We start from the raw sequence: 23,588 nt of genomic DNA on the forward strand, positions 1-23,588 counted from the left end.
AAATCATAAAAACCGAGTCATTCTCATTCTCATATTATTCCGCAGTTTTCTTTCTAAGTGCTTGATTTTAAATAATGATTAAGGATGTAAAAGGCCTTCTTACGTGGTAGTCTTATGGCATGGCGCAGCGCGGCAATCGAGCCGTCTGCCGGATACGAAACGAACATGCACAGGAGCCACGGTCATGAAGGGCGATACCAAAGTCATCCAATATCTGAATGCGCAACTCAAGAACGAGTTGACGGCCATCAATCAATACTTCCTGCACGCCCGCATGCTCAATCATTGGGGGCTGAATAAGCTGGGCAAGCATGAATACGATGAGTCCATCGGCGAAATGAAACACGCCGACCGGCTTATCGAACGTATTTTCATGCTGGATGGGCTCCCCAATCTGCAGGACCTGCACAAGCTCATGATAGGCGAGAATGTGCCCGAGATCCTCTCCTGTGACCTGAAGCTGGAATCGGGCGCCCAAACCACGGTGAAAGAGGCCATGGCCTACTGTGAATCGGTGCGGGATTTCGTCTCTCGCGATCTGTTCCAAGACATCCTGAACGACACCGAAGAGCATATCGATTGGCTGGAAACGCAGATCGAGCTGGTCGACAAGGTGGGCTTGCAGAATTATCTGCAATCGCAGATGGACGAATAAAATCTGCAGCCGTGCGGCTGCATTGACGAGCAGGAGTGCGGGTGCCATCCCGCATTCCTGCGGATACGGGCGCCACATGTTGGCGCCCGGCATACTAGAAAGACTTGGCCGGACAGTCGGCCACGCGGCCCCAAGCATTGTTGGGCTCGCAGTACTTCTTGCGCGCGGCCCAGGCGCAACTGGGTCGATCGAAGAACCCCTTGGCACTGCATGCCTGCAGATCCTGCCGCAGGCTTGCCTGCCAGGCCTGGTTGTTTGTGGCGACGGGAGGCGGCGGTGGGGGCGGCGGTGCCATTTCGACCGGCTGTAGCGGTGCATTGGGCGGCACGGTCGTGGCCGCGCCCATAAGGCCGCCGGCATCTCCGATGCCGCGAAGGCCCAGTTCGCCTTGCCCCGCCAGCGCCTCGGCCTCGTCCATACTGATGGTCGTCGTGGCCAAATGAATGGAAGGGTTGGAAATGATTTCGTCTTCAGTCAGGTCGGGAATATGCCAGGCGACCTGTGTCGGCTCCGAGGGCACACCAAGCTGGCCGTTAACCAGGGGTTGGGGGGGCCGGGCCGTGTAGGGCAGGCCATTGGCATCCAGCAGCGGGGTTTCGGCCAGCTCGGGGTGGGATGGCGGTGTGGGCGCCACCGGCCCGTGCGCCACCAGCCACTCGCCAAGCTGCAGGCCACCCCAGGCTGATGCGCCCAGACCAATCAGCAAAACCGCGAAAATCAAACGCCAGGACATCGTTATCCTCTTAACCGGGAATATGCAGTGTATACGACCAGGCGCCTTCAGGATGGGCGCCTGGTGTGCCGCTATGCATTGCCTGCGAACACCTGGCCGCCATGCTCGCGCATCGTATGAAAGACGATGTCGGGGAACAACTCCTGGGCGACACGCAGTTGAGCCGGCGAGCTGGCCAGGAAGGCGGGTGCGTCGACGACATCGTAGGCGATGTTTGCGACATTCGAATCCATGAATTTTCGCAGCACCTTGGGGTCGTCCGCTGTAAACCAACGTGCCATGTTGTAACGCGAGGGCATCAGGCGGGCGTCGACGCCGTATTCCGTCTTGAGCCGATGGGCGACAACCTCAAACTGCAATTGGCCAACCGCGCCGAGCAGCAATGCGCCGCCGGCGACCTCGGGGCGGAACACCTGAATGGCGCCTTCCTCGCCAAGCTGGGTCAGGCCTATGCGCAGTTGTTTGGTACGCAAAGGATCTTTGACTTCGACGGCCTGGAACAGTTCAGGCGCAAAGAAAGGCAGCCCGGTGAACTGCAGCTGCTCCCCTTCGGTGAGCACATCGCCGAGCTGGAGAACGCCGTGGTTGGGAATGCCGATGACGTCGCCGGCATAGGCCTCGTCCAGCAGCTCGCGGCGCTGCGATAGAAAGGAGACGACATTGTTCGGTCGAATTTCCTTGCCGGTGCGCGATACCCTGAGCTTCATGCCGCGCTGGAAGCGGCCGGAGCTGACACGCACGAAAGCCACGCGATCGCGATGGGCTGGGTCCATATTGGCTTGCACCTTGAAGACCACGCCGCTGAACTTCGGCTCGTCGGGCTGCACCGGGCGCTGCAAGGCCTCGCGCGGCCCCGGCTGCGGCGCCAGGTCCACCAGCGCATCCAGAACCTCCTGCACACCGAAATTGTTGATGGCCGAACCAAAGAACACGGGCGTCTGCTTGCCGGCCAGAAAGGCTTTATGATCGAAGGCGGGTGCGGCAGCCTGGATGAGTTCGATTTCGTCGCGGGCCTTCTCGAACATATCGCCGAAGCGCGCGGAGATGGCCGGATTGTCCAGGCCTTCGATCAGTTCGTCATGGTTGTCGCGCCGTTCCTGGCCTGCGCGGAACACCCGCATGCGATTGCGGCGGATGTCGAATACGCCGCCGAACGATCTGCCCATGCCCACCGGCCAGGAGAAAGGCACGGCATCCATGCCCAGATGCCCTTCGATCTCCGAAAGCAGGTCCAGCGGCTCACGGACCTCCCGGTCCAGTTTGTTGATGAAGGTGATGATGGGCGTATTGCGTGCCCGGCAGACTTGCAGCAGGCGTATGGTCTGGGGTTCGACACCATTTCCGGCGTCTATGACCATCAGGGCGGCATCGACGGCGGTGAGCACGCGATAGGTATCTTCGGAAAAATCCTGGTGCCCGGGGGTGTCAAGCAGGTTGATCACACAGTCCCGGTATTCCATCTGCATGACGGACGATGCCACGGAGATGCCGCGCTGTTTTTCGATTTCCATCCAGTCGGAAGAAGCATGTCGGCTGGCCTTGCGCGCCTTGACACTGCCGGCGATCTGGATGGCGCCTGCGAACAGCAGCAACTTTTCCGTGAGCGTGGTCTTGCCGGCGTCGGGATGGGAGATGATGGCAAAGGTGCGGCGTCGTTCGACTTCTTGTTTGATACTCATGAAGGGATTTTAACGTGTGGAGCGGCAGGAAAGCGGCATGCCGCGGTCCTGTGCCGCCTATGACGGATCGTCGACATGGTGGCTGAGTGTGGCCAGCGCGGTGCCGGCCAGGATGAATAGCGCGCCAAAGCCGCGATTGAGCCAACGTATGTGGCGAGGACTGCGCAGCAGTTTCAGCAGACGGGATGCCAGCGAGGTATAGAAGCCCATGGCGACCAGGTCGGTGAACACCAGTGTCGCGGCTATGGTGACGTACTGCAGCGCGAGGGGGCGTCCAGGATCCAGGAACTGCGGCACGACGGCCAGCAGAAAGACCGTGCCCTTGGGATTGGTGATGTTGACGAGGCATCCGCGCACAATGAGTTCGCGGACATGGAAATGGCCGCCTTTTGCCGCCGCGACGGGAACGGGTGCGGCGTCGGTGCGGAACTGGCGCCATCCCAGGTACACGAGATAGCCCACGCCCAGCCATTTGACAACGCCGAAGGCCACTTCGGAGGCCGCGAGCAGCGCGCCCAGGCCAACCGCCACGACAAGAAACTGGATCAGCAGGCCGATCTCGAGCCCACAGGTGGTCCAGTAACCGCGGCGAAAGCCATGCTTCAGGCCCGAGGCCATAGCGGATATGGCGCCCGGGCCCGGTGAGAACGAGATGGCCCAGGAGGCCGCGAAAAAAGCGAGCCAGGTGGCAAACGACATGGCTTACTTGCCCAGCAATGCAGCCCGCTGGACATTTGCCGGCCGCGCGGAGCGGGGCGCGGCGCCGTGTGGCGCTCCGGCGGGCTTGGCCTGGCGGCCATGCGCGTCGCCCTGGCCTGCGCCGCGGCGGTCACGTTGCCCCTGTGGCGCCGAGCGTCCGCCTGCATTGCGCTGGCCCGCATTGGCGGGGGCGCCGGAGCGCGCGGCATTGCGGCCGGCGCCCTCTCCCTGCCGACCGGATGCGGCGCGCCGGCCCGAATGTGCGCCGTCATCGCGCCGTGGGCGTTCCTGGCGGCCGCGTGGCTGGGCATCGCGCGGATGTGCCGGTTCGGCACGGACCATGTCTGGCGACCAGCCTTCGATGGTGGTGCGGTCGATGGGGCGCTTGATGAGTTTCTCGATGGCCGTCAGCAGCTTGATCTCGGAGCGATCGACCAGCGACATGGCCGAGCCCGGCGTACCCGCGCGACCCGTGCGCCCGATACGGTGCACATAGTCTTCGGGCACATTGGGAAGCTCGAAATTGACAACATTGGGCAACTGGTCGATGTCGATGCCGCGCGCGGCAATATCGGTAGCCACCAGGACGGCGACCTTGCCTTCCTTGAAACCAGCCAGCGCGCGAGTGCGGGCAGCCTGGCTCTTGTTGCCATGGATGGCGGCTGCGGACAGACCGTCCTTGACCAGCTTCTCGGCCAGGCGGTTGGCGCCATGCTTGGTGCGGGTGAACACCAGCACCTGATGCCATCCGCTCTCGCGGATGATGTGGCTGAGCAGATCGCGCTTGTGGGACTGTTCGGTCATGACCACGCTTTGCGACACAAGCTCGGATGCCGTATTGCGCCGCGCCACCGATATCTCGGCCGGGTCGTTCAGCACACTGCGCGACAGCGTGCGGATCTCGTCGGAGAATGTGGCCGAGAAGAGCAGGTTTTGCCGCGTCTTGGGCAGCAGCGCCAGCACGCGCCGAATGTCGCGGATAAAGCCCATGTCCAGCATACGGTCGGCTTCGTCCAGCACAAGAATTTCGACCGCGGACAGATCTACGGTTTTTTGCTGGGCATGGTCAAGCAGGCGGCCGGGCGTGGCCACGAGGATATCCAGCGGCTTGCGCAGCGCGTTGATCTGGGGGTTGATATTGACGCCGCCGAACATGACCATGGAGCGGATGCTGGTGTGCGTTCCGTATGTGCGGACGGATTCCTCGACCTGGGCTGCCAGTTCGCGGGTGGGCGTGAGTATCAGTACCCGCGGCTGGCCCGGCTTGCGGGATTTGGCGGGGCTGTTTAGCAGGCGATGCAGAATGGGCAGCGTAAAGCCGGCCGTCTTGCCTGTTCCGGTCTGCGCCGCGGCGAGCAGATCGCCGCCCTGCATGACTTGGGGAATGGCCTGAGCCTGTATGGGTGTGGGGTGCGTATAGCCGGTGTCGGCGACAGCACGCAAAAGGGGTTCTGCCAGGCCGAGCGAGGCAAAGTGGGTTTGGGTATTCAAGAATGACTCCAGCGACAGCCTATCGCTCGAGTCGAGAGATACCAATCCAGGCAGACGATGCAAGTGGTTGATGGCGAAAAAGCCAAGAGCGTGGCCGGACGGCCTGCTGCGGTGCATCGATTGGCAGGATGCACAGTCACCCATTGTAGCCGACGCGCCGGGATAGGGAAACCTTGGCCATTGATTTTGCGCTGCGTCACTGTTGTAATTCGGGGATCATCACTCCGGGATTGCTTTCATGAAACGACTGTTCCTTCTGCTCATGGCGCCAGTACTGTCCGTGCTGCTTGCGGGCTGCGGCTACAACGAAATCCAGCGTCTTGACGAGCAAGTGAAGGCATCCTGGTCGCAGGTGCTTAATCAGTATGAGCGCCGCGCCGATCTTGTGCCCAAGCTAGTCAATTCCGTCAATGCCTACATGGTGAACGAGCGCGCCGTGCTCACGCAGGTGACCGAGGCCCGGGCCAAGGTGGGCAGCGTCCAGGTCAAAGTCGAGGACCTCGACAATCCCGAACTCATGCAACGTTTCACCCAGGCCCAGGGCGAATTGTCATCGGCGCTGTCGCGGTTGATCGCTGTGTCGGAGAACTACCCCCAGCTTAAAAGCGATGGCTTGTTCCGCGATCTCATGACGCAGCTCGAAGGCACGGAGAACCGCATCGCCACCGAGCGCGGCCGATATGTGCAGGCCGTGCGCGACTACAACCTGGTGGTGAGGCAATTCCCCACGCTGATCACAGCCAAGATCTTTGGCTATCACACCATGGAAAACTATGGCATGGATCGGCAGGCCGACATCACGCGTGATCCCGAAGTCAAATTCACGCTGCCCGAACCGGAGAAGCAATGACAGCGTGCTGCGCGCCATTCGCCACGATGCTTGGCCGTACCTGCCGTGGCCTGGCCGTCCTGCTGCGGGTATGCCTGCTCGGCGCCCTGCTGTCCGCCACTTCCGCGGTTTGGGCGCAGCAGGTACCCGTGCCCGAGCTGAAAAGCTGGGTCACCGACCAGACCGGCACGCTCGATGCCGCGACGCGATCCCGGCTTGAACAGCAGCTTGGCGCGCTCGAGCAGGACAAAGGCGCCCAGATTGCGGTGCTCATGGTGTCCACCACGGGCGAAGACACCATAGAAAGCTATGCGCGCCGGGTATTCGATCAGTGGCGCATCGGGCGCGAGAAGGTGGATGACGGCATTCTGTTCGTTGTTGCCAAGAACGACCATCATATGCGTATCGAAGTCGGCTACGGCCTGGAAGGCGCCGTGCCGGACCTGCTGGCCGGTCGCATTATCCGCGAACAGGTCGCTCCCCGCTTCAAAGAGGGCGACTTCAGCGGCGGCGTGACGGCCGGCGTGGACAGCCTGGTCAAGCTGGTCAAGGGCGAGACGCTGCCCGAACCCGCGAGCCGGCCAGCCGCGTCGTCCGATGGCGGCCCGCTGGGGATGCTGCTGCCCCTGGCTTTCATCAGCATGGTCATGCCGCCCATGTTTGCGGCCATTGCCATCGGCCTTTTCGTCTATGGCCTGTTTACCAGCGTGCCTTTGTCCTTTGGCGCGGCTGTCGTCGCCTTCATGTTGGGCCATATTGGCCGCGGCATGGGCGCGCGCACGCGTCGGCGTGGCTCCCGGGCGGCGCGTCGCGGCGCCGTCATAGGGGGTATCGGGGGAGGCTTTGGCGGCGGTTTCGGTGGTGGTTTTGGCGGCGGGGGCGGTGGTTTCGGCGGTGGCTTCGGCGGCGGAGGTGGCGGCAGCAGCGGGGGCGGCGGCGCCTCAGGGAGCTGGTAAATGCGTGCCATCACGAAATTCAAGATAGTCACGGGCTGGGCCAGCCTGGAAGGGCAATGGCTGCGGCGTCGGCATTTCAATGAAGCCATGCTGGCGCGCGTGGCGAAACGCATTCGCGAGGCGGAAACCGGTCATGCGGGCGAACTCATGCTCGCCATAGAGGCCAGCAGCCCGGTTCACGAGCCCGACAGCGCCTTGCGCGCGCTGGAGGTGTTCGGTCGGCTGCGTGTCTGGGATACGCCGGGCAATACGGGTGTACTGCTTTATCTGGCTTTAGACAGGCGGGTCATTCATATTATTGCGGATCGCGGCGTTCAGGGTGCGGACGCGCAGTGGGCCCCGATCTGCGGCCGCCTTCAAGACCGCCTGCGCATCCGCGATTACGAAGCTGGCATTCTGTCCGCCATCGATGAAATCGAAGCCGTTCTGGGTCAGGCATGCCCTCTGGATGGCGAGACGGCCAATCCCAACGATCTTCCCGACCGTCCCGTCCTGCTCTGATTTCACTGCGTAGGGGGCTTTGCCTTTACGCGTCTTGTGCGGCTGCGCCACTTGCGGGATGGCTGAGACGGGCGGTCAAGGCCTGCACGACCTGCTTGCGGCGTGATGAGTTTTCATAGTTTCCCGACAGCGTGGACCATTGCGGCTGGCTTCGCGCTTCCTGCAATTCGTCGGGCAGGCGGCCGGACTGCCAGCCCGGCGAGAGATCCCGCGTACTGGGGGCGGGCTGGCCAGCCTGCGGGGCAGGCGCGGTGGGCGTGTTTTCATCGGCCGCGGCCTCGAGTTCAATGGGTGCCTGGGCGGCATGGCCGCGCCGTTCCAGCGCGCGCAGCAGGGCCAGTTGCCGCAATGCCAGCAGGCGCAGCACGGCGTCGTCTACAGTGATCTCCCGATAACCCTGCAGTCTGCCCATGACCCGCTTGCCGATTTTATCGGCGCCCTGCCACAGTCCACCGACGGCTGCGCCGAGGAGTGTTGCCGCGCCGAGACTGAGCCCCGCTGTGAAGACATCCAGCGTGGCGCCGGCCATGGCGCCGGCCGCAAGCCCCTTGCCCACATGGACACCGAAATCCTTCAGCGCCTGCGGATGAAAAAGGTCCATGCCCCATCGCTCGCCTTCCAGCGGCAGGGCATGGGCCGGGAAATCGCGTTGCGAAAAGTTGTAGCGCTTGAGCAGCGAGCGCACGCAGGCTGTCTCCCGGTCCCGTACCTGCCTGCGCAGGTTCTGGGCGGCGGCTTCCACGCTTTCCTGGTCGGGCTCGCAGGCAATGCGCCATGCGGCGGCGTCCACCAGCAGTTCGGCAATCAGCCGCAGCCCGTCTTTGTGACGCTGACTTTTCTGTTGCGCCACCTCGTCCCTGATTTCCCGGAGCAGCGCCGCATGGCCATCCAGAAGCAGCGCGAGCTTGTCATAAAGCTGCGCTTCGCCGTCCAGCGCGGGCGCGACTGTATCGAATTCAGCTATGGCATGCAGGCCCAGGCGTGCCAAGGCCTCGCGCCACTGCGACAGCCTTTGCTGCGGACTGTGCGTGAAATTGAGTACAGGCAGCAAAGGATGGCCGCAACTGGCCAGGATGGTGAGTTCATCCTTGTGCTTGCCAAGTATGGGGTCGCGGGCGTCGACCACATACAGGCCCGCGTCGCTGTCGAGCAATTTGCGCAGCACCCGAGCCTCCTGTTCGAAACGGCGGTGCGCCTCGGGGCTGTCCAGAAAGCGGCGTATGCGTTCGGGGCCATCCAGGCGCGATGCGGCGGGTGCGATCTGCTCCAGATAATCGAGCAGGGCGATGCTGTCTTCGATGCCCGGCGTGTCATACAGCGTTACGGCCGGGCGGCCATCGACCAGCAGGCTGGCGCCTTCAACATGGCGGGTGGTGCCTGGGCTGTCCTGCACTTGCCCAAAGCCAGGATCCCGCGCAAGTGTGCGCAGCAAAGAGGTCTTGCCGGTATTCGTATGTCCGACCACTGCGAGCTTCAATGCCTGGTTGTCGACGGCCGGCGCAGCGGCGCTCTGTGCATCGCTCATGACGATGCTCCCGTTCCCGGCGTTGTGCGGGCCCGTGTCGCGGTGCGCTCCGGCGCGGAAATGTCTGGGAAGGCGGGCGTGGCGTTTTCCGCTGCCGTGCCCGATGTGTCGTCCGGCGGGCTCACCGTACCCGCCAGCCATGCCACTGCGGCATCCGCATGGGCGTGGATGCGCTCAGGCTCGAAGCCGGCGGCGACCAGGCGCTCGCGCCATGCACCAGCGCGCGATGCCTCGCCGGCATGAGACGCCATGGGCGTTGGTGCCGGTTCGCCCCGGCTTGCACTTGCGCCGCCGGACGCACGCTCGCAAAGCAGGATGCCGCTTGTCCCGGAAAGCCCTGCGATCTCCGCGATCAATGCAATGGTCCCGCGATCGGGTGTCTGCCCCGCATCGCAACCCAGCAGCACCCTCGCCGGTGCGGCATCCTGCAGGCTATCGAGCAGGCGTTTGCGTTGGGCGCCGCTGTCTATCATGCCCATATCGATGACGCTTGCCGGCAGCGCGGACGGCGGCCAGGGCGTGTCGGGCGGCAGCTCCAGCCCGATCAGCAGGGCCTGGCCGGGCGGGATGCCCGACACCTGGGGGGCGGTAATGCGGGTCTGGTAGCCATCCGTGGGGGCACTGTCCACACCGGTGGGCAGGCTGGCCGGCATCAGGCGGTCGCGCAGTTCGGCATGGCCCGGCAAGGTGGGGTCGAGTGTGATCGCCCCCATTCGCATGCGCACCATCCACAGGCTTATGGTCAGGGCTGCCAGGCGCGGCAGCAGGCCGTAGACCACCAGACAGCCTATCAGCCATCCAGACCACAGCGCCTGAGCGGAGGCTGGAAGCGTCTGCAGGCCGTCGCTGGCGCGAATGATGGCCTCAGTGGGTGTTGGGAAACCCAGGCGCGCCGGCAGCCATCCCAGCATGCGGGTGAGGTCTACAAAGGTGTCGGGCGTAAGCAGCGTTGTTTCCCAGTTGAAGCCGTAGCGCCGCGCAGACAGCAGCGCGAGCATGACCAGCACCGCGGCTCCCAGCGCCAGTATCCACAGTGCATGGCTGATGCCGCCCATCGCCCAGCGCAGGCTGCGTTCTCTGTCCAGGAGTTCGATCAGCGCTCGCGGTGCTAAGGCGGCATCGGGTCCGCGCGCCAGGCGCCGCGTCAGCCACAGCCAGCATTCCCCCAGCCATGCCCCCGCGCCGCTGCCGGCAGACACGCCGAAGCTAAGCAGCCAGAACAGAAACGTAAGCAGATTGAGGCCGAGCAGCGTGGCCAATGCCATCACGATATTCACCGACCGGTTGCCATCGCCCAGTGCGCCCAGTGCGGCAGCGCCTCCCGCAATCACCGCCGCAACGGCCATGATGAACAGGGACAGGCGCGCCATGGCCGTCCAGCGGTCGAGCACGGTGTCCAATTTTTCGCGCCCGCCCAGCAACTGCGCCCGATATAGCAGCCGGTCGGCAAATGTTCCGCCGGCGGCGCGTGCGCGGCGCGTTTCGCTGCCGTCCTCCAATGGCCCCCACAGTGATTCGCGCAGGCGTATCGTCTCGGCAAGCCAGTGGCTGCGCATTCGGGAAACCGCGACAGTCGGGGAATTCCGCTCAGGCATCCGCAGGCTCGCCCGCCTTGCGCGGCCCAAACCATTTATCCAGCTTCTCGTGCGCCTGGGCCTTGACCTCGGGCGTGATGTAGAACGCCACGGTGACCAGTGCGGCGGCCATGACGCTCAGGTCATCGGTGTACCCGACAATGGGTGCCAGATCGGGCAAGGCATCCAGGGGCAGGATGAAGTAGCCCAAGGCGCCGTACATGACGCGCCGGGCCCACTTGGGGGTTCTCGGGCTCTGCGCGGCGTAGTAGAGGTAAAGTGCCTTTTCCAATGTGGCACGGCCTATGCCGGCCGCGCGCGGACCCAGTTTTCGCCAAAATCGGCTGGGGGTGAAAGTTTGTGCGTTGGCGTGTTGCCTCATGGCGTCCTCCGGGAGGGCTGCGTGCATGCGCCTATTGTATCGGCAGCAGCCTGCGCCTTGGTTGAGGGTCAAAAGAAAACGGCCGGCAAGCCGGCCGTCTTATCCAGGCGGATCGACCGCCCGTGTTCAGGCCCTTTTCTTGACAATAAGCCCGTAGATAAACAGGACAATGATGGCTCCGATGATGGATCCTATCCATCCCGCGCCTTCGCCCGGCTGGTAAAGATTCAGCGCCTGTCCGAGATAGCCCGCGACGACGGAGCCGATGATACCCAGAATGATGGTCATGATGATGCCCATTTTCTGGTCGCCCGGCATGATGGCTCGCGCGATCAGACCCACGATGAAACCCACGATGATCATGCTGATGATACCCATAGCCTTGTTTCCTTTTGAATATCAGATGAAAGCATGCATATTGACGACCTGCATGGACGATCCCTGCCTTTCTACAATATGCGTGCCGACCATGGCGGCTCCATCCATCAGATCCGCCTCCCTGCAGGGCCATCATAGGATCGCTACCGTTTCGATAGCGTGACCCAGTGATGGAATTCGTGTCAAGACGTTGCGAAAATGCCGCGCGCGCAGGCTTGTGCGCGCACTTTCCGATGCGATCAGGCTGGCTCGGCCTGCGCCGGCTCCAATTCCAGGCCTTCCCGGGACAGATAATCCAGCGTGGGCATCAATGACAGCAGATGTCGCGTGTAGTCGTGCTCTGGTGTCGAGAACAGTGTCTCGGTGGGCGCCACTTCCAGCAGTTGCCCGTGTCGCATTACGCCGACACGATCACACATCTGGCGTATGACGGGCAGGTCATGGCTGATAAACAGCATGGTCAGCCCGAGACTCTCCTGCAACTCCTTGAGTAGATTCAGAATCTGTGCCTGAATGGACACATCCAGCGCCGAGGTGGGTTCGTCGCAGATAAGAAACCGCGGCCGGGTGGCCAGCGCGCGCGCGATACAGATGCGTTGGCGCTGGCCACCCGAGAATTCGTGGGGAAAACGCAACAAAGCGCGCTCACCCAGTCCGACATAATCCAGCAGCCCGCCGACGATACGCCGCACATCGGCCTCGCGTCGTGCGAGCCGATGAAAGCGGATGGGCTCGGCGACAATGTCCAGAATGCGCATGCGCGGGTTCAGGGATGAAAAGGGATCCTGGAAAACCATCTGAATCTGCCGGCGGAAGACATTCATCGCCTTGTGATCCTTCAGGTCCGTGACATTCACATTGTCGAAGACGACCGAACCGTGCGTGGCCTGATACAGACCGGCGATCAACCGGGCAATGGTGGACTTGCCCGACCCCGATTCGCCCACCAGGCCGAAGACCTCGCCTTCCTGGATGTCGAAGCTGACGTCCTTGACGGCGTCCAGCGTGATGCGACGGCGCTTGAACATGGAGTTGCGCAGTATGAAACGCATTCCGAGCTGATCCACGCTGATTAGCGGACGCCCGGTGGGTTGGCCGAAATCGCGCCGCTCTTTCAGCCAGCCGGAGGCGATGTCGATATTGTCGTTGGCGGCCGGCGCCTGCACATCCTCTATGTAGGTCACCATGGGAAAGCGGCGCAGCTTGATATCCGAGCGCGGTACGGCGGAGATCAGACTCTTGGTATACAGGTGCTGCGGCTCGCTGAGTATCTGCCGTGTCGGCCCCTGCTCCACGAGACGGCCGCGGTAAAGCACGGCAACACGGTCGGTAATCTCCGCAATTACGCCCATATCGTGCGTGATGAGTATCATGCCAACCTGCTTTTCCTTGCACAGCACGCGCAGCAGGTCCAGTATCTGTGCCTGGATGGACACGTCCAGCGCTGTTGTGGGCTCGTCGGCAATGATGACCTCGGGTTCGCAGCATAGGGCCAGGGCGATGACCACGCGCTGGCGCATGCCGCCCGAGAACTGATGCGGGTATTGTTGCAGGCGGTGTTCGGGCTGTTCTATGCCTACGCTTTCGAGCAGACTCAAGGCGCGCTGATGGGCCTGCTGGGTCGTCAACTGCAGATGCACCTGCATGGTTTCGACCAGTTGCTGCTCGATGGTCTGCAGCGGGTCGAGCGAGGTGAGCGGATCCTGGAAAATCATGCCGATGCGGCGTCCGCGCACCTTGCGGAAAGCGGGAGGCGGCAATTGGTCTATCCGTTCGCCATCCAGCAGCACCTGGCCCCCGGTCATTTTGCCTGGCGGCTCGAGCAGGCCGATGACGGCATTGCCTATGGTGGATTTGCCGGCGCCCGATTCGCCCACCACCCCAAGGATTTCGCCTTTCTGCAGCGCCAGCGACACGTCGTTGATGGCGACGAGACGGCCGCGTCGGCTGGCAAATTCAATTTTTAGGTTTTCGATGTCGAGCAAGGCCATGGCACCGTTTCCTTTAGCGCAGCTTGGGATTGAGCGCGTCGCGCAACCAGTCGCCCAGAAGGTTGACCGACAGCGCCAGCAAAACCAGCGCAATGCCCGGGAAGATGGAAATCCACCATTCGCCCGAGAACAAGTAGCTGTTGCCGATGCGTATCAGCGTGCCCAGCGACGGTGATGTGGGGGGTATGCCGACCCCCAGAAAGGACAGCGTGGCCTCGGTAATAATGGCGATGGCAAGGTGTATGGTGGCAATGACAAGCACAGGTCCCATGACATTGGGCAGGATGTGCCTGCGCAATATGGTGAAGGGGCGCATGCCGATGAGGCGCGCCGCCTGAACATATTCCTTGTTGCGTTCGACCATGGTGGCGCCGCGCACAGTGCGGGCGTATTGCACCCAACCCGAAATGCCGATGGCAAAGACAAGCACGTACAGTGCAAGACTGTCGTGCAGATCGCGCGGCAGCAGCCCGCGCGCGATGCCGTCGATCAGCAGCGCGATGAGAATCGCGGGAAATGAGAGCTGCACATCGGCGATGCGCATGATGATGCTGTCGGTGCGCCCGCCCGCATAGCCGCTGATCAATCCGAGCGATACGCCGATGACCAGGGAGAACAGAACCGATGCAAAACCGACCAGCAGCGAGATGCGCGAACCGTACATGATGGTGGACAGCAGATCGCGGCCCTGGTCGTCGGTACCCAGCAGAAAACGGGGGTCGCCGTCGGGACTCCAGGCGGGGGGCATGTTTGCATCGAGCAGGTCGATGGTGGCCAGGTTGAACGGGTCGTGCGGTGCGATCCAGGGGGCCAGCACGGCGCCCAGGATGATGATCAGCGCGACAATCGCCGAAATAATGGCCGTAGGTGAATGACTGAAGCTATAAAAAATGTCACTTCGGTATGCGCGGGTCAGAACGTTCTGGGACATATCGGAATGCTAGTTTCGTTGCACGCGCAGGCGCGGGTCGACGGCGAAGTAGAGCAGATCGACGATCAGGTTGATGATGACAAAGAAGAATGCGATCAGCAGCAGGTAAGCCGCCATGACTGGAATATCGACGACGCCGATGGACTGTATGAATAGCAGCCCCATGCCGGGCCATTGGAAGACTGTCTCGGTGATGATGGAAAACGCGATGATGGCGCCCAGTTGCAGACCGGTAATGGTAATGACCGGCACCAGCGTGTTCTTGAGCGCATGTCGGAAATTGATCATGCGTTCGGGCAGGCCACGCGCGCGGGCGAACTTGATGAAATCGGTTTGCATGACCTCGAGCATTTCGGCGCGCACCAGCCGCATGATCAGCGTCATCTGAAAGAGCGCGAGCGTGAAGGCGGGCATGATGATGGAGGCCCATCCGCTGCGGGTCAGCAGCCCGGTCGTCCACCAGCCCAGGTCAACGACCTCTCCTCTTCCGAAACTGGGCAGCCATCGTAATATGACCCCGAAAAACAGGATCATGAGAATGCCGATGAGGAAAGTGGGCAGCGAAATCCCAATGAGCGAGAGCGTCATGAAGCCGCGAGAGAGCAGGCCCTTGCGCTTGAGCGCCGTATAGATGCCCATGGGGATGCCCAGAAACAGCGCAATGACGGCTGATACGAAAGACAGCTCCAGTGTAGCGGGGAGCCGGCTTTCGATGAGCTCGCTCACAGGGCGCCGCTGCCGGTATGAAACACCGAAATCACCCTGCGCAGCCTTGCCGATGAAACGCGCATACTGGACCAGGAAGGGGTCGTTCAGGCCCAGCCGCTCACGCAGCGCAGCGCGCTGCTCGAGCGAGGTTTCCTGGCCGACCATGTTGCTGATCGGATCCCCGACATAGCGGAACATGCCGAAGGCGATCAGCCCCACGGCCAGCATGACGAACACCGACTGGACGATGCGCTGGGCGATGAACGCGAACATAGGCTTACTTCATGACGACGTTGCGGATGTCCAGAACGTCATCGGCGCGCTGCGCGACTTCCACGCCCTTGCGCACGCCCCATGACATGGGTTGCTGGTGCAGCGGCAGATAGCCATAGTCGTTGCGTAGCATGGTGTAGGCCTTCTTGATCATCTCGTTGCGCTTGGCCTGATCGGTTTCCACCTCGATCTTGGCGGCCAGGGCATCGATTTCCTTGTTGCAGTAGCCGCCAAGGTTGAACTGGCCGGCGCCTTTCTTGTCGCGGCATGCCACAAGGTTTTCCAGCGGGTTGGCCGCATCGGTGGAGCTGGGCGTCCAGCCCAGCAAATACATGCTGGTCTTGTTGCCGGCCTGCAGTAGCACCTTGCCGAAATACTTGGACTTGGTCTGGGCAAGCAGGTCGATCTTGATTCCGATGCGAGCCAGCATGCTCGCTACGGCCTGGCATACCTTTTCGTCATTGACATAGCGGTCGTTGGGGCAGTCGAGCTGGACGCTGAAACCATCGGGATAGCCTGCGTCAGCCAGCAGCTTTTTGGCTTTTTCAACATCAGGCTTGTACGGCTGACCAAAGGATTCGTCGTAGCCGTTGATCTTGTCGGCGATGAGCGTACCCAGCGGCTTGGCCGCGCCGCGCATGATCTTTTTGTTGATGACATTGGTGTCGACGGCCAGCACGACGGCTTCGCGCACGCGCTTGTCTTTGAACGGATTCTTGCCCTTCACGCTGGAGAACAGCAGTTCGTCGCGTTCCTGGTCCATGCCGATGAATATGGCGCGTGCTTCAGGTTCGTTCAGCACACGCACACCGTCCTCCTTGTCCAGCCGGTCCCAGTCCTGCACCGGTACCGGCTGCACCAAATCCATTTCGCCGGATATCAGCGCCGCAACGCGGGTGGATTCCTGCGTGATGGGCTGGAAGATCACCTTGTCCACATTGGTGGGGATGTTCTTGTTCCAGTAGCCGTCGTAGCGCTCGAAGACGGTCTTGACGTCGGGTTGGCGATCGGCGACCGTGAACGGGCCGGTGCCGTTCTCGTGCATGTTGGCGTAGTTGTTCTCGCCGCCTTTCACGTTGCTGGCCTCGGTCGTGTGATGCTTGTCGGCCCAGTCCTTGCTCATGATGTACAGGAAAGTCCAGTCGCGGGGCAGGATGGGGTTGGGCTGGGGCGTGATGACCTCGACGGTGTGGTCGTCAACGGCCTTTACCTCGGACGCCTTGGCGCCATAGCCCTTCATATCTGACCCTTCCGTGAGGCTGCGCTTCCATGAGAACACGACGTCCTTGGCTGTGAAGGGCGTACCATCATGGAAGGTGACGCCTTTGCGCAGGTGGAATATCCACTTGGTGGGCTCGGGGTTTTCCCAGCTTTCGGCAAGCATGGGGACGAGCTTCAGATTCTTGTCGTAGCCGGCCAGGGTTTCATACACCCAGCCCTGCATGCCAAGCGTGAAGGTTTCGTTCAGAGACATGGGATCCAGGGAGTTCATGTCGCCCTGGTAGGCATAATGGAATACTTTTTCCTGGGCATGGGCCTGGGAAAACGGCGCGGCGCCCATGGCAAGCGCAAGCGTCGCGGCAAGCGCCGTTGTTCTGATCAGATGCTTCAGTTTCATCAAGAGTCTCCTGCCTTTTGGTGGGGGTAGTGCGCAGGGCCACTGGCCCGGCCCGAGGTCGGGGCGGCGGCGCGCGCCATTCAGCTTGCCAGTTGGTCGGCGAGTTGTTCGAAGAAACGCTCACAGGCGCTGACCTGCGAGACGTCGATATATTCGTTGGGCTGATGCGCCTGATCGATGGAGCCTGGGCCGCAGAGTACGACCTCGAAGCCGCGCTCTTGGAATTGGCCCGCTTCCGCCGCATAGGGAACGACATCGGTATGCGCATGGCCGCAAAGCCCGAACACAAGCTGTTGCGCCGCACCGCCCTGATCCTGCAGCGGCGGCGCGTCGGCGAGAATCTCTGTATGTATGCTGGCGGCTGGTGATACCGACTGCATTGCCGGCAGCAGACTGTCGGCATAGGCCTGGAACCGCTCGAGGTAGCGGCGCCAGTCGTCGCCCGGCAGGGTGCGGATATCCCAGACGAAGCTGCATGTGCGCGAAATGATATTGAGAGCCGTGCCGCCGTTGACGACACCTGTATGAAGGGTGGTGTATGGCGGTACAAAGCGGCATTCGGGATCGGCCTGCTCGCGATTCTCCGCCATCATGTCGTCGATGAAGGTGATGAGGCGCGCCGCGGTGGTGACTGCGCTCACGCCGCGCTGCACCTGGCTGGAGTGTGCTTCGTGTCCGGTGACGGTGGTGCGCAGCGCCGCGATGCCCTTGTGGGCCACGATGGGGCGCATGCTGGTGGGCTCGCCCACGATGACCGCATGCGGACGGGGAATATCGGTAACCAGGCGATCGATCATGGACGGCGCGCCAAAGCAGCCTATCTCTTCGTCGTAGCTTAGTGCCAGATGGATGGGGCGCTTGATACCTCGCTGCAGGAAATGGGGCACCATGGCCAGGGCGACGGCCGAGAAGGATTTCATGTCGCAGGTGCCTCGTCCATAGAGGCGGCCGTCTTTCTGGGTGATGGTGAACGGATCGGTATCCCAGGGCTGCCCATCGACGGGCACGACGTCGGTATGCCCGGACAGCACCACGCCGCCTTCCTCGCTGGGGCCTATGGTGGCGAAAAGATTGGCCTTGCCGCCGTCGTCGCTGGATACCAGATGACTGTGTATGCCGTGGCTGGCAAGATAATCGCTCACGTAATGGATGAGCTCAAGATTGGAGTTGCGTGAAACCGTGTCGAACCCGACGAGCCTGGTGATCATTTCGAGGGATTGGGGCGTCACAGCAAAGTGTCTCCTATGTGAATGCAAGGTATGCCGATGCGCGTGTGGGCGCCATCGGCGTGCCGCACTGCCTGGTGGGCGGCGGCCCGTGACCTCCGAGAGCCGTCACCGGCTCTCGGAAGCGTCACAGTTTAGTGGGCTTGCCTGCGCTTGGGTAGGGTGGGTAATCCCCATGATGGATTCGGTATAAGCTTACAGATATGCACGCGCGACGTCTATTTTTTGCCCTCTGGCCCGCACAGGACGATGCCGCCCGGATAATGGCTTGGGCGCGCGATGCGCACGCCCTGTTGGGGGGGCGCATCATGCGCCAAGATACTTTGCACCTGACCCTGGCTTTCCTGGGCGGTACAGGGGAGCGGGACGTCCAGCGGCTGATCCAGGCTGTGCCCGGCTGGACGGCGCGGATCGAACCCATCACACTGCGGCGCTTCGGGCGTTTTCATGGGCCGCGCGTTGTTTGGGCGGGGCCGGACGAAAATAGTCGTATTGTCTGGCTGGATGCATTGCATCAGGCAGTGTGGTCGCGACTCGAGTCCATGGGCTGGCAACCACCCTCCGAGGCATTCCGGCCTCATGTGTCGCTGCTGCGCCGCGCCGGATCCGGCGACATGGCTATGCTGGGGTGCCGCCCGCCCATTACCTGGACGCCCGAGGCGTGTGTGCTGGCCGCATCCCAGCCCGACCTGGGCGGATCCCGCTACCAGGTGCTGGCCCGCATGCGGCTGGCATAGCCCGTCGGGTTTTTGTGCGGGCCGCGACGCGTCGTGTGCTCGGCGGGCATTGCGTTTGCTGCGCATTGCGATATCTGCCGGCTGGCGGCGTGCCTTCTCACAACAAGGAGGTCTTCATCATGCAATTGGAAGGTTCATGTCATTGCGGGGCGGTGCAGTTTTCCCTTGAAAGCGCCAATCCCTATCCCTATCAACGCTGTTATTGCTCGATTTGCCGCAAGACGCAGGGTGGTGGCGGCTACGCCATCAATCTTTCCGGCGATGCGCGCACCCTTAAGCTCAAGGGCGGGGATCATGTGGCGGTATACCACGCCGTCGTCCGCGATGGGCAGGGCGCGCGGGAGGGCGTCAGCTCGGCGGAGCGCCATTTCTGCAGCCATTGCGGCAGTGCGCTGTGGCTGTTCAGCCCCGAATGGCCAGATTTGATACATCCCTTTGCCAGCGCCATTGATACCAACCTGCCGGTTCCTCCGGAGCGTACGCATCTGTTTCTGGACAGCAAGGCTTCATGGGTTGAAATCGAGGCCAAACAGGGCGACAAACTGTTCAAAGGCTATCCGGAGGAATCCATCGCCCGATGGCATGAGCGTCTGGGCCTGGAGACGCCAGGCGCCAGCGTTTCCCCGGATAAGGCTTGAACATGCGGACTCAGGAGAACACACATGATTACGGACAAAGACATTGAACGGGCTCGGCAGAATCAGGAGCCAGGTCAGGAAGCCAATTTGCGCAAGGATGGGCTCAAAGAACCCGCGCTGGGTCCTGGCGACTCCTCCGACTCCGGCAGCGACATGCCCGCTTTCAGGCCGGACACCGATAGCGACCGCAACAACACCGGCGAACGCGCGGAAGTTGAAAACCGGGGTGACGATCCCTTGAATGAGGACGTTGAAGCGGATCGCATCGTATCAGGCGATAAGGCCGGCCTTGCTCATACGCCGCCGGATCCGGCGCGCAATGGCGGCTGACCGCTGGCGGTACCCAATAATGAGGCGGGGGCCAGCGGATGGGGCGGGGCTATTCGATGCGGATGCCGGCCTTTTCGACTACCGCCTTCCATTTTGTGCCTTCCTTCGCAAGATACGCCCGCGTTTCGTCCGGGCTGGTGTGCGTGGGAAGCAAGTCCAGGGACTTCAGGCGCTCGCGCAATTCGGGCGAGGCAAAGGCATCGGCCACCAGCTTGCTCCATAGTGCCTGGATGTCGCTCGGCGTGCCTTTCGGCGCCATCAGAACAAAGCCGAATCCCACATTGAAGTGATCCAGTCCGGGCAGGCCGGAGCCGGCAATCGTGGGTATGCCCGGCAGCAGCGGATCCGGTTCGCTGCCCGACACGGCTAGTGGAATCAGGCGGCCTGCATCCACATACTGCGCCACGCCGCCGATGACCAGGAAGCCGGCATCCACTCTTGCGCCGAGCAGGTCGCTCGTGGCCGGTGCGTTACCCTTGTAGGGTACGTGCGTCAGGGGAAGGTCGAGCGCCTGCGCGAACTCGGTCATGGTGAGGTGGCCGGGCGAGCCGATCCCAGCCGAAGCGTAGGTGAGGTCCTTCTTGCGTGCCAGTTCAATGAAGTCGGCCAGCGTCGTGACCCCCAGATCCTTGCGCGTGACCAGGGCCTGATTGAACGTGCCAGCCATAGTGATCGGCGCCATGACCTTGTTTACATCGAAGTCCGACTGCGCGTAGACATAAGGGTTGACAGTCGCGATGGTGTCCACGCTCAGGAGCAGCGTATAGCCGTCAGCTTGCGCGCGGGCCACATTGCGGGCCCCGATGGTGCCGGCGGCGCCCGACTTGTTCTCGACCACGACGGGCTGCTTCAGCGTCTTGCCCGCATACTCCGCAATGGAGCGCGCCAGCAGGTCCAACGGACCACCCGCGGGATAGTTCACCACCATGGTGATAGCATGTTCCGGGTAGGCGGCCCGGGCGCTCATGCCCAGCAATAGCAGCGACACGCCTATGCAGGCGGATAGATATGTTGAAATACGCATGGACTTATCTCCTCGTTATGATTTGCTTGATGTTCGGCTGCCTGGTGCCGGTGGATACTCAGGCCAGCGCAGTTGGGTTGGGGCTGGTATCGGTATGTGCGAGCATCGTCCGCGCGAGATCCTGGAGCATCCGCGCCTTCTGGCTTTCATGAGCCGTGCTGTGCCACAGATTGTGCAGCTCCATCGGATCGGACTCCAGGTCGTAGAGTTCTCCCCATTCGATGCCGTCGTAAAGGCTGAGGCGGTGGCGACCATCGAATAGCGTGCGCATGCGCACGCGGCTGTCAAAACCAAACATGACACGCTGCCCTTCTTCCTCGATCAGCACATGTTGCCGCACGCCACGCTGCCTGCCCGCCATGACGTCCAGCAGGTTGTGTCCCTGAATGCCGTTATAGGGAACAAGGCCGGCGCGCGCCAGTATGGTGGGTGCCACGTCCACCGTGCTGGCCAATGCATCTTCGTTATGGCGGGATTGCGGGCAGCCTGGATCCATCCAGATGAAAGGCGTGCGTACAAGGCTCTGATAGTGAATCGGCCCCTTCCACAGCAGCTGATGATCACCCAGGTAGTCACCGTGATCGCTCATGAATATGATGACGGTGTTGTCGTCCAGCCCATGGCGTTTCAATGTGGCCATGACGTCGCCGACGACGGCATCGATATGGGAGATAGACCCATAGTTGAGCGCTATGGCTTCGCGCGCCTCACGCTCGGTGCAGGCAAACAGCGCGGGCGTGTGCTTCACAGCCTGGTTGCGGTCGCGCTGGGCATGCAGCCAGGCTACATGCGGCGGTGAAGCGTGCATCCCGCTCTCATGAAACGACGCGGGCAAGTCCACCTCGTCCGGATCGTACATGTCCCAATATCGCCCATGTGGCGTAAAAGGATGGTGGGGATCCGGAAACGAGCACTGGATAAAGAACGGGCGTTCCTCCCGCGCATACTCCGCCAGCAAGGCACAGGTCTGGCTGCCGATATAACCGTTGGTGGATAGCGCTTCGGGAACGCGCGTTCGCCATGCCTGGTGCACCTTGCTCAAGGCAAAGTCGGGTGTCGGAATGGCATGCGCCTCCCCCGCCTGCTCCGCCACGTCGGGGTGTTCTCGCTCCAGCCAGCGCCAGTAGTGGCCCCACACCCGGTCGCCATGGTCCACAGCCAGATCCACGCGGGAAAAGCCGTAGAAGGGCGTTTCCAAGTCATGTGTGGGATCGTTGCGCCAAAGCGGCCCCCACTCCTGATCATAATTGCCGGGCTGATAGCGCCACGCCTCTCCTTCGGTTATTGCCTCCTCGGGACGCGGCCATTGAGGCGGTTTTCCCGTCATGTTCTGAAGATGCGACTTGCCCACGAGCGCAGTCCGATAACCCGCCTCGCGCATGACATCGACAAAGGTGCGGCTTTCGATGGCCAGCGGTATGCCATTGAGCCGCGCCCCATGCACCGAGGGCATGCGCCCCGTCATCAGCGATGCGCGGTTTGGCATGCAGATTGGCGTGGCGACATAAAAACAGTCGGCCTTCCAGCCTCTTGCCGCGATGGCGTCGATATGCGGTGTGCGCAATATGCGGTTTCCGTAGGCGCCCAGGTGGCTGGCCTTTTGCTGGTCTGTAATGAACAGGATGAAATTCGGTTTTTTCATGACTGACCGTCGTTATGTGGGTGGTGCTTGCTGTGATTATGCGGTGAATCGGTATAAGCTAAAATTGAAATAGTTTCAGATATCCATAACTATCTTTCATGGCAGGCTGATCATCATGGACTGGAGCAGCCGAATACGTCTGCGTAGCCTGCAAATGCTGGTTCGCTTGTGCGACGTCCGCAATATGAGCCAGGTGGCCCAGGAGTATCACCTTACCCAGCCCGCGTTGTCCAAGTGGCTGAAAGAGCTCGAGGACAGCATGGGCGCTGAGCTGTTCGCGCGGCATGCCAGAGGCGTCACGCCCACTCCCGTGGCCGAGGAACTGGCACGTCAGGCGCGCGCCATCGTCGGACGCATAGACAGGGCCAGACTGACCGTCCAGCAAATGAAGCAGGCCCAGGCAGGGCAGGTCGCCGTCGGTGTGTCGCCCATGGTTGCCATTGTGTTGTTGCCCGAGATCGTGCGCGCATTTCATGCCGATCATCCCGGTGTGTTTATCCGTATCGACGAGGAAACCCTGGATCTCCTGACGTCCAAGCTGCACACCGGCGGACTGGATGTCATCATTGGACGGGTCGAAGAAGGTGGCGTGCCGCCGGGCGTGTGCTACAGAAAGCTGGATGATGTGCCGCTATGCCTGGCCGTGGCACCCAGTCATCCTCTTGCCGGCCGGCGCGAAGTCAGTTGGGACGAGGCGTTGGAATATCCCTGGATTGCCCCGGCCGCGGCCAGCCCGATTCGTCGCCGACTGCGCCTGGCTTTCGAGGCGCTCGGCCTGAAGGTGCCGCCGGTCATGGTGGAGTCCGCTTCAGTGTTCACCAGCGCGCGTATTGTCCAGGGTACCGATTTTGTCGTGCCGATGTCGGCCCGCCTGGCGGCCAGCCTGGGGCTGTCCCATACGCTCAATGTGCCCTGGTTTCAATTGGGCATGCATGGCTCCATCGGCGTCATGTGGCGCCCCGAAGACCAGGATGTTCCCTTGATCCAGTCCTTCGTGGCGTGTGTTTGCAGGCAGTCTGCCAGTTTGCGCTGAAGGGCTGCCGTGCGGCCAGCGCCGGCAGCGTGTTT

22 protein-coding genes and 1 pseudogene are annotated in these 23,588 nt (G+C 62.0%); 8 read left to right on the forward strand and 15 right to left on the reverse strand.

The window, feature by feature from the left end; genetic code table 11:
* Window positions 1–184 precede the first annotated feature (184 nt).
* On the forward strand, window positions 185–655 hold the full coding sequence (gene bfr, locus ERD78_RS13660; RefSeq protein ID WP_129969875.1) for a bacterioferritin: 471 nt from the start codon (window positions 185–187) through the stop codon (window positions 653–655).
* 94 nt (window positions 656–749) lie between these two features.
* On the opposite strand, the gene ERD78_RS13665 is transcribed toward bfr, so the two are convergent.
* The 4 genes and pseudogenes from ERD78_RS13665 to ERD78_RS13680 form a co-directional block, all read right to left on the reverse strand.
* Entirely contained in the window at window positions 750–1,388 is a 639-nt protein-coding gene (locus ERD78_RS13665) for a hypothetical protein (protein WP_129969876.1), read from the reverse strand.
* Window positions 1,389–1,459: 71 nt separating this feature from the next.
* Entirely contained in the window at window positions 1,460–3,067 is a 1,608-nt protein-coding gene (locus ERD78_RS13670; RefSeq protein WP_129969877.1) for a peptide chain release factor 3, read from the reverse strand.
* A 57-nt stretch (window positions 3,068–3,124) separates the two neighbouring features.
* Window positions 3,125–3,766, reverse strand: coding sequence for a LysE family transporter (locus ERD78_RS13675; protein ID WP_129969878.1), 642 nt, complete (start codon window positions 3,764–3,766; stop codon window positions 3,125–3,127).
* Window positions 3,767–4,237: 471 nt separating this feature from the next.
* Window positions 4,238–5,401: pseudogene (locus tag ERD78_RS13680) on the reverse strand (DEAD/DEAH box helicase); the annotation flags it as partial.
* A 94-nt stretch (window positions 5,402–5,495) separates the two neighbouring features.
* Here ERD78_RS13680 and ERD78_RS13685 point away from each other — a divergent pair.
* The 3 genes from ERD78_RS13685 to ERD78_RS13695 are packed head-to-tail and all read left to right on the forward strand — an operon-like array spanning window position 5,496 to window position 7,543.
* Window positions 5,496–6,107: a LemA family protein gene (locus ERD78_RS13685; RefSeq protein WP_129969880.1), complete on the forward strand. Its 612-nt coding sequence runs from the start codon at window positions 5,496–5,498 to the stop codon at window positions 6,105–6,107.
* Between the two features lie 26 nt (window positions 6,108–6,133).
* Window positions 6,134–7,042 (forward strand): TPM domain-containing protein, encoded by a 909-nt coding sequence (locus tag ERD78_RS13690; RefSeq protein ID WP_371734603.1) that lies wholly within the window; start codon window positions 6,134–6,136, stop codon window positions 7,040–7,042.
* Window positions 7,043–7,543 carry a TPM domain-containing protein gene (locus ERD78_RS13695; protein WP_129969882.1) on the forward strand — a complete coding sequence of 167 codons (501 nt, stop codon included), beginning with the start codon at window positions 7,043–7,045 and terminating at the stop codon, window positions 7,541–7,543.
* Window positions 7,544–7,568: 25 nt separating this feature from the next.
* Here ERD78_RS13695 and ERD78_RS13700 read toward each other — a convergent pair whose 3' ends face one another.
* The 9 genes from ERD78_RS13700 to argE form a co-directional block, all read right to left on the reverse strand.
* Window positions 7,569–9,068: a DUF3482 domain-containing protein gene (locus ERD78_RS13700; RefSeq protein WP_129969883.1), complete on the reverse strand. Its 1,500-nt coding sequence runs from the start codon at window positions 9,066–9,068 to the stop codon at window positions 7,569–7,571.
* Entirely contained in the window at window positions 9,065–10,624 is a 1,560-nt protein-coding gene (locus ERD78_RS13705) for a DUF2868 domain-containing protein (RefSeq protein WP_245152474.1), read from the reverse strand. The genes ERD78_RS13700 and ERD78_RS13705 overlap by 4 nt, the downstream gene beginning before the upstream one ends.
* 31 nt (window positions 10,625–10,655) lie before the next feature.
* Window positions 10,656–11,024 (reverse strand): YkvA family protein, encoded by a 369-nt coding sequence (locus ERD78_RS13710; protein WP_129969885.1) that lies wholly within the window; start codon window positions 11,022–11,024, stop codon window positions 10,656–10,658.
* A 126-nt stretch (window positions 11,025–11,150) separates the two neighbouring features.
* Window positions 11,151–11,402 (reverse strand): GlsB/YeaQ/YmgE family stress response membrane protein, encoded by a 252-nt coding sequence (locus ERD78_RS13715; protein ID WP_129969886.1) that lies wholly within the window; start codon window positions 11,400–11,402, stop codon window positions 11,151–11,153.
* A 239-nt stretch (window positions 11,403–11,641) separates the two neighbouring features.
* Entirely contained in the window at window positions 11,642–13,393 is a 1,752-nt protein-coding gene (locus ERD78_RS13720) for a dipeptide ABC transporter ATP-binding protein (protein WP_129969887.1), read from the reverse strand.
* Window positions 13,394–13,406: 13 nt separating this feature from the next.
* Entirely contained in the window at window positions 13,407–14,324 is a 918-nt protein-coding gene (locus ERD78_RS13725; RefSeq protein WP_129969888.1) for an ABC transporter permease, read from the reverse strand.
* Between the two features lie 9 nt (window positions 14,325–14,333).
* Complete coding sequence (locus ERD78_RS13730) at window positions 14,334–15,305, reverse strand: ABC transporter permease (RefSeq protein WP_129969889.1); 972 nt, start codon at window positions 15,303–15,305, stop codon at window positions 14,334–14,336.
* 4 nt (window positions 15,306–15,309) lie between these two features.
* The gene (locus ERD78_RS13735) at window positions 15,310–16,923 is read right to left on the reverse strand and encodes an ABC transporter substrate-binding protein (protein WP_129969890.1); all 1,614 of its coding nucleotides are present in this window, start codon (window positions 16,921–16,923) and stop codon (window positions 15,310–15,312) included.
* Window positions 16,924–17,003: 80 nt separating this feature from the next.
* Window positions 17,004–18,152, reverse strand: coding sequence for an acetylornithine deacetylase (gene argE, locus ERD78_RS13740; protein ID WP_129969891.1), 1,149 nt, complete (start codon window positions 18,150–18,152; stop codon window positions 17,004–17,006).
* Window positions 18,153–18,352: 200 nt separating this feature from the next.
* Between argE and thpR the strand changes: the two genes are divergently transcribed.
* From thpR to ERD78_RS13755, 3 genes are all read left to right on the forward strand, one after another.
* The gene (thpR, locus tag ERD78_RS13745) at window positions 18,353–18,886 is read left to right on the forward strand and encodes an RNA 2',3'-cyclic phosphodiesterase (RefSeq protein WP_129969892.1); all 534 of its coding nucleotides are present in this window, start codon (window positions 18,353–18,355) and stop codon (window positions 18,884–18,886) included.
* 119 nt (window positions 18,887–19,005) lie between these two features.
* The gene (locus tag ERD78_RS13750; protein ID WP_129969893.1) at window positions 19,006–19,524 is read left to right on the forward strand and encodes a GFA family protein; all 519 of its coding nucleotides are present in this window, start codon (window positions 19,006–19,008) and stop codon (window positions 19,522–19,524) included.
* A 24-nt stretch (window positions 19,525–19,548) separates the two neighbouring features.
* A complete protein-coding gene (locus ERD78_RS13755; protein ID WP_245152476.1) occupies window positions 19,549–19,854 on the forward strand; it encodes a MatE family transporter in 306 nt (101 codons plus the stop codon).
* 49 nt (window positions 19,855–19,903) lie between these two features.
* On the opposite strand, the gene ERD78_RS13760 is transcribed toward ERD78_RS13755, so the two are convergent.
* Both ERD78_RS13760 and ERD78_RS13765 read right to left on the reverse strand, forming a co-directional pair.
* Window positions 19,904–20,878 (reverse strand): Bug family tripartite tricarboxylate transporter substrate binding protein, encoded by a 975-nt coding sequence (locus ERD78_RS13760; protein WP_129969894.1) that lies wholly within the window; start codon window positions 20,876–20,878, stop codon window positions 19,904–19,906.
* 58 nt (window positions 20,879–20,936) lie between these two features.
* The gene (locus ERD78_RS13765; protein ID WP_129969895.1) at window positions 20,937–22,520 is read right to left on the reverse strand and encodes a sulfatase family protein; all 1,584 of its coding nucleotides are present in this window, start codon (window positions 22,518–22,520) and stop codon (window positions 20,937–20,939) included.
* Between the two features lie 115 nt (window positions 22,521–22,635).
* Between ERD78_RS13765 and ERD78_RS13770 the strand changes: the two genes are divergently transcribed.
* Window positions 22,636–23,553: a LysR family transcriptional regulator gene (locus ERD78_RS13770; protein WP_129969896.1), complete on the forward strand. Its 918-nt coding sequence runs from the start codon at window positions 22,636–22,638 to the stop codon at window positions 23,551–23,553.
* Window positions 23,554–23,588: the final 35 nt, after the last annotated feature.

This window comes from Allopusillimonas soli, assembly GCF_004153445.1.
Taxonomy (GTDB): Bacteria; Pseudomonadota; Gammaproteobacteria; order Burkholderiales; family Burkholderiaceae_B; genus Allopusillimonas; species Allopusillimonas soli.